This window comes from Streptomyces mayteni, from assembly GCF_054783955.1.
In genome coordinates, this window is sequence record NZ_BAAGPR010000164.1 from 1 (window position 1) to 12,049 (window position 12,049).

Genomic DNA, 12,049 nt, shown 5'->3' on the forward strand with positions numbered 1-12,049 from the left:
AGGCCGTGCCGGGCGGCGAGCCGCATCCGGCGGAGCCGGCCGGCGCGTCGGGGGGTGGCGAGCCGTGGGCCGCCGAGCCGGCCGTGACCGGCACCCGCAGCGACCACCCCGAGGTCTCCTACGTGCTGCGGGTCAACGGCGTGGAGCGCCCGGTGACCGGCGCCTGGATCGGCGAGTCGCTGCTCTACGTGCTCCGCGAGCGGCTCGGCCTGGCCGGCGCCAAGGACGGCTGCTCGCAGGGCGAGTGCGGGGCCTGCTCGGTGCAGGTCGACGGGCGCCTGGTCGCCGCCTGCCTGGTGCCGGCGGCCACCGCGGCCGGCAGCGAGATCAGGACCGTGGAGGGGCTCGGCGCCGACGGCGCCCCCTCGGACGTGCAGCGCGCGCTGGCCGCCACCTCGGTGCAGTGCGGGTTCTGCCTGCCGGGGATCGCGATGACCGTCCACGACCTGCTCGAGGGCAACCACTCGCCGACCGATCTCGAGACCCGGCAGGCGATCTGCGGCAACCTGTGCCGCTGCTCCGGCTACGGGGGCGTGCTCGACGCGGTCCGCTCGGTCGTGGAGGAGCGCGCGGCCACCTCGGCACGCGCCGCCGAGGAGGCCGAGCAGGGGGCCCAGGGCGGTGGCCCTGGCACGCGGATTCCGCACCAGGCGGGGCCGCCCGCCGGGGGGACACTGTGAGCCTCGGCGCTGGCACGCGCCTGCCGTGCGCGGCGGCCGTGGTTCCGGGTGACGAAGGGGACGAAAGGGCGATGCCATGACCGACCGGGCCACTGACGGCGCCACCGCCATCACCGTGTCCCCCGCCGGTGGGGCAGCACGGCCCGCCAGGCCGGCGGGCGCACCGCCGCACGGGCTCGGCGACTCGCTGCCGCCCGTCGACGCGGAGGCCAAGGCCAGGGGCACCTTCCCCTACACGGCCGACCTGTGGGCCGAGGGCCTGCTCTGGGCCGCGGTGCTGCGCTCCCCGCACCCGCACGCCAGGATCAAACGGATCGACACCAAGGACGCCGCGGCGATGCCGGGGGTGCGCACCGTCGTCACCCACGAGGACGTGGCCGGCGAAGGACGCCTCGGGCGGCAGGTCACCGACCGGCCGCCGTTCGCCGCCGAGCTGGTGCGCTACCACGGCGAGCCGGTGGCCGCGATCGCCGCCGACCACCCGGAGACGGCGAGGCTGGCCGCCGCCGCCATCGTCGTCGAGTACGAGCCGCTCGACCCCGTCACCGATCCGGAGAAGGCGTTCGACGCGCCGGCGTTGCACCCGGACGGCAACGTGATCCGGCACATCCCGCTGCGCCACGGCGACCCGGCGGCCACCGGCGAGGTGGTCGTGGAGGGCCTCTACCGGATCGGCCGCCAGGACCCCGCGCCGATCGGCGTCGAGTCGGGTCTTGCCGTGCCCCGCCCGGACGGCGGCGTCGAGATCTACACGGCGAGCACCGACCCGCACACCGACCGGGACCGGATCGCGGCCTGCCTCGGGCTGAGCGCGGAGCAGGTCAAGATCTACGTCACCGGCGTGCCGGGTTCCCTCGGCGACCGCGAGGACCTGGGCTTCCAACTGCCGCTCGCGATGCTCGCGATCCGCACCGGGAACCCCGTCAAGCTCGCCGCGACCCGCGAGGAGTCCTTCCTCGGCCACGCGCACCGGCACCCGACGCTGCTGCGCTACTGGCACCACGCGGACCGCACCGGCAGGATCGTCAAGGTCGAGGCGCAGCTGCTGATGGACGCCGGCGCCTACGCCGACGACTCCGCCGAGACGCTGGCCGCCGCCGTCTCCTTCGCGGCCGGGCCCTACGTGGTGCCCAACGCGGTGATCGACGGCTGGGCGGTGCGCACCAACAACCCGCCGGCCGGCTATGTGCGGGGCGAGGGCGCGATGCAGGTGTGCGCAGCCTACGAGGGGCAGATGGACCGGCTGGCCGCCCAACTCGGCATCGAGCCGGCCGAGTTGCGGGCCCGGAACGTGCTGGGCACCGGGGACGCGCTGCCCACCGGGCAGATGGTGACCTGCCCGGCGCCGGTGGCCGAGCTGCTGGCCGCGGTGCGCGAGGCGCCGCTGCCCGCGCTCCCCAAGGACGGCCCGGTGGAGGACTGGCTGCTGCCCGGCGGCCCGGAGGGCGCGGGCGAGCCGGGGGCGGTGCGGCGTGGCGTGGGCTATGCCCTGGGCATGGTGCACATGCTCGGTGCCGAGGGCGCCGACGAGGTGTCCACGGCCACCGTGAAGGTGGAGGGCTCGGTCGCCACGGTGCTGTGCGCCGCGGTGGAGACCGGGCAGGGCTTCGCCACGCTGGCGCGGCAGATCGTGCAGGACGTGCTGGGCATCGAGGAGGTGCACGTCGCGCCGGTCGACACCGACCAGCCGCCGGCGGGGCCCGGCGGGCGCGGCCGGCACACCTGGGTCTCGGGCGGCGCGGTGGAGCGGGCGGCCAAGATGGTGCGCACCCAGCTGCTCCAGCCGCTGGCGGCCAAGTTCGGGATGTCGGCCGAGCTGTTGAGCATCGCGGACGGCAAGATCACGTCCTACGACGGGGTGTTGAGCACCACCGTGGTGGAGGCGCTGGAGGGCAAGGAGCTGTGGGCGACGGCCCAGTGCCGGCCGCACCCCACCGAGCCGCTCGACGAGGCGGGGCAGGGGGACGCGTTCGTCGGCCTGGCCTTCGCGGCGGTGCGGGCCGTGGTCGACGTGGACGCGGAGCTCGGCGCGGTGCGGGTGGTCGAGATGGCGATCGCGCAGGACGTGGGGCGGGTGCTCAACCCGCGGCAGTTGCGGGCCAGGATCGAGGCGGGCGTGGTGCAGGGCGTGGGCGCGGCGCTCACCGAGCACCTGCGGGTGGTGCGCGGGGAGGTGCGGCGGCCGGACCTGGCCGGGTATCCGCTGCCGACCGCGCTCGACGCGCCCGAGGTGCGGATCGTCAAGCTGATCGAGGAGCGGGACGTGGTGGCGCCGTTCGGTGCGAAGGCGGCCAGCGCGGTGCCGGTGGTGGTGGCGCCGGCGGCGGTGGCGGCGGCGGTCAGGGCGGCCACCGGCCGGCCGGTCAACCGGCTGCCGATCCGCGCCCAGTCGGCCGTGGTGGGCGGGTAGGGCAGGTGGGCTGTCGTGCCGCCTCGCTCGTTCGGCGTACGACGATCGTCAGGGGCGAACCCACCGTAGGTCCATAGGCAGGGGGCGGGGGGACTCCTTACGGTGTTCGCATGACAGACACCAGCGCCGGAGCCCCCACCGATCCCACCTCGCCCCCACCGCGGCCGCGGGGTGGGGCGGCGGGGCTCGGCGCCGCGCCCGAGGCTGCCGCCCCTGAGGCCGCCGCGCCCGAGGGCGGCGGCGGCTCGGTGCTGGGGGCGGGCTACCGCGCGTTGACGCTGGGGTGCGTCAGCTCCATCCTGCTGATCGCCTTCGAGGCCATGGCCATCGGCACCGCGATGCCGGCCGCGGCCGAGGAGTTGCGGGGCGTCTCGCTCTACGCGTTCGCGTTCTCCGGCTTCTTCACCACGAGCCTGCTCGGCATGGTGGTCTCCGGCCAGTGGTGCGACCGGGCCGGGCCGCTGCGGCCGGTCGCCTCGGGGATCGCCGCGTTCGCCGCCGGGCTGCTGGTCACCGGGGTGGCCCAGAGCATGTGGGTGTTCGTGCTCGGCCGGGCGATCCAGGGCATAGGCGGCGGCCTGGTGATCGTCGCGCTCTACGTGGTGGTGGGCCGGGCCTTCCCCGAGCGGCTGCGGCCGGCGGCGCTGGCCGCCTTCTCCGGGGCCTGGGTGCTGCCGTCGATGGTCGGGCCGCTGATCGCCGGCACGGTGACCGAACACTTCGGCTGGCGCTGGGTGTTCCTCGGGATCACGGCGCTGGTGCCGCTGCCGCTGCTGGTGATGCTGCCCGCGCTCCGCAGGTTCGCCTCGGGACCGCCCGGCGGGGTGGCCGGCTCGTTCGACCGCCGGCGGCTGCGGCTGGCCCTCGCGGTGGCGGTGGGCGCCGGTCTCCTCCAGTTCGGTGGGCAGGAGTTGCGCTGGCTCTCGCTGCTGCCGGCTTTGGTCGGCCTGGCGCTGCTGCTGCCGTCGGCCACCCGGCTGCTGCCGGCGGGCACCTTCCGGGCGGCCAGGGGGCTGCCCGCGGTGATATCCCTGCGCGCCACGATATCCGCGGCCTACATGGCCACCCAGACGTTCCTGCCGCTGATGCTGGTGGCCCAGCGGGGCCTGTCCTACACCGAGGCCGGGCTGGCGCTCGCCGTCTCCGGCGTGGTGTGGGCGCTCGGCTCCTATGCCCAGGCCAGGCCCTGGGCCGAGCCGCACCGCTACCTGCTGGTGCGCGCCGGCACGGTGTTCCTGTGCCTCGGGGTGCTGCTGACGCCGCTGGTGCTGCTCGACGCGGTGCCGGTGTGGGTGCCCACGGTCACGCTCACGGTGGCCGCGTTCGGCATGGGGCTCGTGGTGTCCACGGTGGGCGTGCTGGTGCTGCGGCTCTCGGCGCCCGGGGAGTCGGGCGGCAACGTGTCCTCGCTCCAGGTCTGCGACAGCCTGGGCAACGTGGTGATGCTCACCGTGGTCGGCACGCTGTTCGCCGCCTTCGGCGGGGACGCGTCCGCCGCGCACGAGTCGGGCGCGGCCGCAGCGGCCGTCGGGGCGGGGGCGTTCGTCGCGGTCTACGCGGTGGCGGCGCTGCCCGCGCTGCTCGGCATCGTGGTCGCCAGCCGGCTCCGCGCACCGGCCGAGCGATCCCTGGCCTGAAGTCGCCGCTGGGCCAGGAGGGTTGGGGCGGGGTGGGGGTTCGCCGCCGCGGCCTGCCCGCGGGCCCTTGTAGGCTGGCGCGGTTGCCGATCCCGAGCCACCATTCCGGAGCCCGTGACTACCACCGCCTCGTCCGCACCGCATTCCTCGCACCACCTCTCGCCGGCCTTCCCCGGCCGCGCCCCCTGGGGCACGGCGGGCAAGCTGCGCGCCTGGCAGCAGGGGGCGATGGAGGAGTACCTGCGGCGCCAGCCGCGGGACTTCCTGGCCGTCGCCACCCCCGGCGCCGGCAAGACGACGTTCGCGCTGACCCTGGCCTCCTGGCTGCTGCACCACCACGTCGTCCAACAGGTGACGGTCGTCGCCCCCACCGAACACCTGAAGACCCAGTGGGCCGAGGCCGCCGCCCGGATAGGCATCAGGCTCGACCCGGAGTACAGCGCCGGCCCGTTGAGCCGCGACTACCACGGCGTCGCCATCACCTACGCCGGCATCGGGGTGCGGCCGATGCTGCACCGCAACCGCTGCGAGCAGCGCAAGACCCTGGTCATCCTGGACGAGATCCACCACGCCGGCGACTCCAGGTCCTGGGGCGAGGCGTGCCTGGAGGCGTTCGAGCCGGCCACCCGGCGGCTGGCGCTCACCGGCACCCCGTTCCGCTCGGACACCAACCCGATCCCGTTCGTCTCCTACGGGGAGGACGCGGAGGGCATCCGCCGCTCCGTCGCCGACTACACCTACGGCTACGGCAACGCGCTGGCCGACGGCGTCGTCCGGCCGGTCATCTTCCTCTCCTACAGCGGCAGCATGCGCTGGCGCACCAAGGCCGGGGACGAGATCGCCGCCAAGCTCGGCGAGCCGATGACCAAGGACGCCACCTCCCAGGCGTGGCGCACCGCGCTCGACCCCAGGGGCGAGTGGATGCCGGCGGTGCTCGCCGCCGCCGACCGGCGGCTGACGGAGGTGCGCAGGTCCATCCACGACGCCGGCGGCCTGGTGATCGCCACCGACCAGGAGTCGGCCCGCGCCTACGCCAAGCTGATCCGGGAGATCACCGGCACCTCGGCCACCCTGGTGCTCTCCGACGACGCCGGCGCCTCGGGGCGGATCGAGGAGTTCCGGGACAGCGAGGAGCGGTGGATGGTCGCCGTCCGGATGGTGTCCGAGGGCGTGGACGTGCCGCGGCTGGCGGTCGGGGTCTACGCCACCACCATCGCCACCCCGCTGTTCTTCGCCCAGGCGGTGGGCCGCTTCGTGCGGTCCAGGCGGCGCGGCGAGACGGCCTCCGTCTTCCTGCCCACCATCCCGACGCTGCTCGGGTTCGCGCATGAGCTCGAACTGGAGCGCGACCATGTGCTGGACAAGCCGAAGAAGGACGCCGAGGAGGATCCGTACGCGGAGGAGGCCGCCCTCCTTGAGGAGGCCGAGCGCGAGCAGAACGAGCCCGACGGCGAGCAGGACCAACTCCCCTTCGAGGCCCTGGAGTCCGAGGCCGTCTTCGACCGGGTCATGTACGACGGCGCCGAGTTCGGCATGCAGGCCCACCCCGGCAGCGAGGAGGAGCAGGACTACCTCGGCATCCCCGGGCTGCTCGAACCCGACCAGGTGCGGCTGCTGCTCCAGAAGCGGCAGTCCCGGCAGATCGCGCACAGCAGGCGCCGCCCCGACGAGGAGGCCGACCTGCTCGAGGTCCCGGCGGAGAACCGTCCGGTGCTCAGCCACAAGGAGATGATGGAGCTGCGCCGCGAGCTGAACTCCCTGGTCGGCGCCTACAGCCACCAGTCGGGCAAGCCGCACGGCGTGATCCACACCGAGCTGCGCCGGGTCTGCGGCGGCCCGCCGAGCGCCGAGGCCACCGCGGGGCAGCTGCGACAGCGGGTGGCGAAGGTCAGGGAGTGGGCCACGCGCATGCGGTGACCGAGACCCCCTCGAACACCGGCCGGGCATTCCTCGCAGAACGGGTCAAATCCTGTCGCGGTTGCTCGGATTTTGGACGTCCTCTTCCGGTAACCGGTGCTGATCGATAAGTTTCCGGACACGCGCACACTCGGTGGCAGAGTCGCCCCGGTGCGCAGCGGCCAGTGATCCGTCTCACCCGCCATGTCCTGTGATGGCATCCCGTGCGCGCTGCCGAACGGGACGAACGGCACGCCACACCGCTGACCCGGAAGGGGGCGCCGTGACCGCGGAGACCTCTCAGACGCTCGACCGAGGACTGCGTGTCCTCAAGCTGCTCGCCGAGTCCGACCACGGCCTCACGGTCACCGAGCTGTCGCGCCAGCTCGGCGTCAACCGGACCGTGGTCTACCGGCTGCTCGCCACCCTGGAACAGCACTCCCTGGTCAGGCGGGACGCGGGCGGCCGCGCCCGGGTCGGCGTCGGGGTGCTCGGTCTCGGCCGCCAGGTGCACCCCCTGGTGCGGGAGGCCGCGCTGCCCGCCCTGCGGTCGCTCGCCGAGGACGTCGGCGCCACCGCCCACCTGACCGTGGTGGACGGCACCGACGCCCTGACCGTGGCCGTGGTCGAGCCGAGCTGGACCGACTACCACGTGGCCTACCGCACCGGCTTCCGGCACCCCCTCGACCGCGGCGCCGCGGGGCGCGCCATCCTGACCGGCCGCTGCAAGGACATCGACGACGAGGACGGGTTCGTGCTCACCCGGGGCGAGCTGGAGGCCGGCGGCTCGGGCGCCGCGGCGCCGCTGCCCAGGGACTGCGGCATCGAGGGCAGCGTCGGCGTGGTCATGCTGAGCGAGGCCGTGCCGCCCGAGGTCGGGCCCCGGGTGGTTCGGGCCGCCGAAGAGGTCGCCGCCGTTCTGCGTTAGATTCGCTGCCATGCCCGCTGCCCCGACCGCGCCCCAGGACCCGGCCGTCGTCACGCCGCCGCGCCGCGGCCGCCGCCCGCTGACGCTCGTCCTCTGCGGCGCGCTCGTCGCGGCGCTGTTCGCGGTGGTGGCGATCATGCCGCTGCCGTTCTCGGTGACCTACCCGGGAACGACCGCCGACGTCCTCGGCGAGGCCGACGGGCAGCCCGTGATCACCATCTCGGGCGCCCCGGTCCGCGAGACCGAGGGCGAGCTGCGGCTCACCACCATCGTGGCCACAGGACCCGACGCCACGATCCGGCTCTCCGACGTGATCAGCGGCTACTTCGCCGACGACCGCGCCGTCATGCCACGCTCCTCCGTCTACCCGGTGGGCGACTCGACGCGGGAGATCCGCGAGCACAACGCCCAGCAGATGCGGGAGTCGCAGGACGCGGCGTCGGCCGCGGCCCTGTCCTACCTCGGCATGGACGGTTCCGACGTCTCGGTCGAGCTCGACCTCCCCGACGTCGGCGGCCCGAGCGCCGGCCTGCTGTTCTCGCTCGGCGTCGTCGACCTGCTGGCCGGCGACGGCCGGGGCGGCGACCTCACCGGCGGCCAGGTGATCGCCGGCACCGGCACCATCGAGGCGGACGGCACGGTCGGCCCGGTGGGCGGCGTGCCGCTGAAGACCAGGGCGGCCGCCCGCGACGGCGCCACCGTCTTCCTGGTGCCGCGCGACGAGTGCTCCGACGCCCAGTCGGACCTGCCGGACGGGCTGCGGCTGATCCCGGTGACGACGCTCGGCGGCGCGGTGGACGACCTGCGCGCGCTGGCCGCCGGGGAGTCCGTGTCGAGCTGCTAGCCCCGGCCGGCCCGGTCGTCTCGGCCGGCCCCGGCATTTCCCCAACTGCCCCAACCGCCCCCGCGAGTGCAGGTCGCGGGGGCGGCTTGTGGGGGGTGGTGTAGGTACTGATTCCCCGGTGCGGCCCTTTCACGCTGATCGCCTGGAAAATGCTGCCGGAGGCCGTGCGAATCCGGCGGTCGAACGCGGGAAATCCTCATGCCCTCGACACCATGTGGCGGAAATCGGGCCGATTCCGGGTCTGCTTGGTGAAGCGGAGCGGGATTTCTGTACAGTCTGGCCCGCGAGAAGGGGGCCATCGCATGGCAATCGACGAACTCGACGCGCGACTGATCGAACTGCTGGCCAGGGAGCCGCGGATCGGCGTGCTCGAGGCGTCAAGGCGGCTCGGCGTCGCCCGCGGCACGGCCCAGGCCAGGCTGGAGAAGCTCCAGACGGCAGGCGTCATCCGGGGGTTCGGCCCGGACGTGGACCCGGCGGCCATCGGCTTCCCGGTCACCGCCTTCGCCACGCTGGAGATCACCCAGGGCCGGGGCGAGGAGGTGCGCCGCCACCTCGGCGGCGTCCCGGAGGTGCTCGAACTGCACACCATCACCGGCCAGGGCGACATGCTCTGCCGCCTGGTGGCCCGCTCCAACGCCGATCTCCAGCGGGTGATCGACCGGGTCGTCGGCTTCCCCGGCATCGTGCGCTCGTCCACCGTGGTCGTGATGGAGAACCCCGTGCCGCTGCGGGTGATCCCGCTGGTGCGGCACGCGGCGACCTAGGCGCTCCGCTGGAAGTGCCGCGACAGGCCGTCGGTCGCCCGCGGCGCCGTCGTGGCTGGTCGCGCCCACGCGGCGGAGCCTCCCTCGGGCTCCGGCCCCCGAGGGTGCCCCCGAACCGCGGTGGCTTCGCCCGACCTGCCCAGCGCCTCGTCAGGGCGACGCCTCGCCCGGCTCCTCGGCCCGGCCGGGGATCAGCAGGCCTCGTAGTTCGTCCTCCACATCGCCGGCGTCGCCCTCCGTGCCCGGCGGCACCACCCGCAGGGTCCGTTCGAGCCACGCCGAGAGCGGCACCGCGGGCACGTGCAGCAGCGCCTCGCCGTCCGGCGAGCGCAGCGACAGACAGATGACGTTCCGGCCGGCCGGCCTGGCCGGCCAGACCCGCACGTCGCCCTCGCCCGAGGGCCGGAAGACCCCCTCCACCAGCAGGTCCCTGGCGAAGGTCCACTGCACCGGGACGTCGGAGCCCAGGTGGAAGGTGATGTGCACGGCATAGGGATCGTCGGACCGGTACACGAGCCGAGCCGGCACCGGAACGCTGCGCTCAGGCGAGAGCACCAACTGGAGGTCCAACTCCCGCTCGATGATCGTGTGCATGGGATGCGCCCCTTCTCTGTGCGGTCCTGCGGGGGGAGAGAGGGCGCCGGCGGCGTTTCATTACGCGACTTCGCGAGATTGGTTCCGACGGGCTTCCGCCGCGCCGCCACCACCCCGGTACGCGGCGTGCCACGGCGATATTCGATGGACCCCCCGGCCGCCCCCCTCGCACAGTGATCCGGTGACCTCGCCATCTCCCGCCTTCCTGCCAGGACTCCAGCTCTCCCGCCTGCTCTACGAGGAGGCCGTGCGCCCCCTGCTCGACGAACACCTCCCCGGGCTGCCGCACGCCGCCGCCCGGATCGGCACGGGCTCCGAGGTGCTCGGCTTCGACACCGCCCGCTCGGCCGACCACGAGTGGGGCCCACGCCTGGAACTGTTCCTGACCCCCGGTGACGCGACCGAGCACGCCGCCGAGTTGGCGCGGCTGTTCGCCCACCGGCTGCCCAAGGAGGTGCGCGGCTGGCCCACGAACTTCCGCCCCTCCACCTCGCCCCGCGACCCGGTCGGGCTGATGGCGCACACCGAGGGGCCCGTCGCCCATCGGGTGACGGTGACCGACCTCGGCTCCTGGCTCGCCGACCGCGGCCTCACCGCCGAGCCGACCACCGTGGACTGGCTCGCCATGCCCTGGCAGCGGCTGGCCGAGGCCACCGCGGGCGCCGTGTTCCACGACGGCGTGGGGGAGTTGACCGCGGCCCGGGAACGGCTGGCCTGGTACCCGGACGAGACATGGCGCTGGCTGCTCGCCTCCCAGTGGCAACGTCTGGCACAGGAGGAGGCGTTCCCCGGGCGCTGCGCCGAGGTGGGGGACGACCTGGGCGCTGCGGTGGTCGCCGGCCGGCTGGTCCGCGACCTGATGCGGCTCTGCCTGCTCTACGCGCGCCGCTACCCGCCCTACGCCAAGTGGTTGGGCAGCGCCTTCCGGGAGTTGCCGATCGCCGCCGAGTTGGCGCCCGCGCTGCGCGGCGCGCTGGCGGCCACCGGCGCCGCGCTCCGGGAGCGGCACCTGTGCCACGCCTACGAGCGGGTCGCGGCGCTCCACAACGACTCCGGGCTGACCGCGCCGCTCGATCCGACGCCGCGTCCGTATCACAGCCGGCCGTTCCTGGTGCTCGACGCGGGCCGATTCGCGGCGGAGTTGGTGAACACCCTCACCGATCCGGCACTGCGCCGGGCGCCCTTGACCGGCTCCGTCGACCAGTGGGCCGACAACACGGACCTCCTGGGGCACCGAACGGCGGCGCGCGCCGCGATTCACGCGTCGATAGGGCGATACGACACGTGGGAACCGGACGGTGTTCGTTAAGGTCCTTCTCGGACAGACTGGAATGACGCTGGCCGCCTGCGACGTACCATGCTTACCCGCAGTCGCGACCAGAAAGCACGGACGAGGAGATTCGGACCGCATGAGCTCCCCACCCGCGGAAGGCGCCAGCGGCGGCCCGGGGCCCAACTGGTATCCGGACCCGTCCATTCCCGGCTACATCCGGTACTGGAACGGCACCGCGTGGGTGCCGGGCAGCAGCCGGCCCGAGCCTCGGGAGGGCGAGCCGGTCCCCACGCCGCCGGCCGGTGCCGGGGCGGTGCCGCAGGCGCCGACGCCGGCGCAGGCTCCACCCAAGCACGAGACACAGCCCTTCTTCTTCGACGAGGACCAACCGCCGCCCGGGCCGGCCGACTCGGGCCCGCAGGTGGCGCACTCCGGGGACCAGCGGGTCTCCTGGGGCTCCGACGAGGACGTCAGCCCCTCGCCGGCCTCGGCCGCCGGGCGGATCGACCCGCGCGGCCAGTTCCGGCGCACGCCGGCCGAGGGCGCCCCGGCGCCCGAGCCGGCGCCCGGCCCGGCACCGACCCCCGCCGGCACCCCCACGCACGCCCCTGAGCCGGCCGCACCGCGCGCCGACGCGCCGGGCGGCTCGTGGGAGCGGCAGGTCCACGAGTTGGCCCAGGGCGCCGACGTGGCCCCCGCGGGGCCGCCCGTGCAGGCCGCCCCCGCGCCGCCCACACCCCCGACCCCCTCGGTGCCGCAGCAGGCCGGGCCGCCCGGGCTCGGCGCCCCACCCCAGCCGAGCCCGCAGCAGGGCGTCCAGGTGCCCGGCAGCCCCCAGCAGGGTGTGCCGGTGCCTGGCGCGGCGCCCGCCGCGACCCCGCCGGCCAGGCCGGCCCAGGGGGTGCCCGCCGGTGGCCCGCCAGGGCTCGGCGTGCCGCCCCAGCCCGGCCCCGCCCACCCCACCCCGCCGGCGGCCCAGCAGCCGCCGCCCGCCGCCGTGCCCCCGCAGGCCGGCCCGCC

10 protein-coding genes are annotated in these 12,049 nt (G+C 74.9%); 9 read left to right on the forward strand and 1 reads right to left on the reverse strand.

Annotation, left to right across the window (positions count from 1 at the left end; translation table 11 throughout):
- The 7 genes from ACYVPE_RS37130 to ACYVPE_RS37160 form a co-directional block, all read left to right on the forward strand.
- The coding region (locus tag ACYVPE_RS37130) for a (2Fe-2S)-binding protein (RefSeq protein WP_461038244.1) at nucleotides 1-680 on the forward strand (680 nt) is incomplete at its 5' end.
- Between the two features lie 76 nt (nucleotides 681-756).
- On the forward strand, nucleotides 757-3,090 hold the full coding sequence (locus ACYVPE_RS37135; protein WP_461038245.1) for a xanthine dehydrogenase family protein molybdopterin-binding subunit: 2,334 nt from the start codon (nucleotides 757-759) through the stop codon (nucleotides 3,088-3,090).
- Nucleotides 3,091-3,200: 110 nt separating this feature from the next.
- Nucleotides 3,201-4,727, forward strand: coding sequence for an MFS transporter (locus tag ACYVPE_RS37140; RefSeq protein ID WP_461038246.1), 1,527 nt, complete (start codon nucleotides 3,201-3,203; stop codon nucleotides 4,725-4,727).
- A gap of 114 nt (nucleotides 4,728-4,841) precedes the next feature.
- A complete protein-coding gene (locus tag ACYVPE_RS37145) occupies nucleotides 4,842-6,644 on the forward strand; it encodes a DEAD/DEAH box helicase (RefSeq protein ID WP_461038247.1) in 1,803 nt (600 codons plus the stop codon).
- A 262-nt stretch (nucleotides 6,645-6,906) separates the two neighbouring features.
- Entirely contained in the window at nucleotides 6,907-7,551 is a 645-nt protein-coding gene (locus ACYVPE_RS37150) for an IclR family transcriptional regulator (protein WP_461038248.1), read from the forward strand.
- A gap of 10 nt (nucleotides 7,552-7,561) precedes the next feature.
- Nucleotides 7,562-8,395: a S16 family serine protease gene (locus ACYVPE_RS37155; RefSeq protein WP_461038249.1), complete on the forward strand. Its 834-nt coding sequence runs from the start codon at nucleotides 7,562-7,564 to the stop codon at nucleotides 8,393-8,395.
- Between the two features lie 302 nt (nucleotides 8,396-8,697).
- Nucleotides 8,698-9,162 carry an Lrp/AsnC family transcriptional regulator gene (locus tag ACYVPE_RS37160; protein WP_461038250.1) on the forward strand — a complete coding sequence of 155 codons (465 nt, stop codon included), beginning with the start codon at nucleotides 8,698-8,700 and terminating at the stop codon, nucleotides 9,160-9,162.
- Nucleotides 9,163-9,312: 150 nt separating this feature from the next.
- Here the strand turns inward: ACYVPE_RS37160 and ACYVPE_RS37165 are convergent, their stop codons facing one another.
- Nucleotides 9,313-9,756 carry an SsgA family sporulation/cell division regulator gene (locus ACYVPE_RS37165; protein WP_461038251.1) on the reverse strand — a complete coding sequence of 148 codons (444 nt, stop codon included), beginning with the start codon at nucleotides 9,754-9,756 and terminating at the stop codon, nucleotides 9,313-9,315.
- Nucleotides 9,757-9,937: 181 nt separating this feature from the next.
- Between ACYVPE_RS37165 and ACYVPE_RS37170 the strand changes: the two genes are divergently transcribed.
- Both ACYVPE_RS37170 and ACYVPE_RS37175 read left to right on the forward strand, forming a co-directional pair.
- On the forward strand, nucleotides 9,938-11,065 hold the full coding sequence (locus ACYVPE_RS37170; protein WP_461038252.1) for a DUF4037 domain-containing protein: 1,128 nt from the start codon (nucleotides 9,938-9,940) through the stop codon (nucleotides 11,063-11,065).
- Nucleotides 11,066-11,165: 100 nt separating this feature from the next.
- Nucleotides 11,166-12,049, forward strand: an 884-nt coding sequence (locus ACYVPE_RS37175; RefSeq protein WP_461038253.1) for a DUF2510 domain-containing protein, incomplete at its 3' end; no start/stop codon positions are given.

Excerpts from the sequence above, each read along its gene's own strand:
- ACYVPE_RS37135 (WP_461038245.1), top strand. The coding sequence starts at position 757 with ATGACCGACCGGGCCACTGACGGCGCCACCGCCATCACCGTGTCCCCC.
- ACYVPE_RS37140 (WP_461038246.1), top strand. The coding sequence starts at position 3,201 with ATGACAGACACCAGCGCCGGAGCCCCCACCGATCCCACCTCGCCCCCA.
- ACYVPE_RS37155 (WP_461038249.1), top strand. The coding sequence starts at position 7,562 with ATGCCCGCTGCCCCGACCGCGCCCCAGGACCCGGCCGTCGTCACGCCG.
- ACYVPE_RS37160 (WP_461038250.1), top strand. The coding sequence starts at position 8,698 with ATGGCAATCGACGAACTCGACGCGCGACTGATCGAACTGCTGGCCAGG.
- ACYVPE_RS37165 (WP_461038251.1), bottom strand. The coding sequence starts at position 9,756 with ATGCACACGATCATCGAGCGGGAGTTGGACCTCCAGTTGGTGCTCTCG.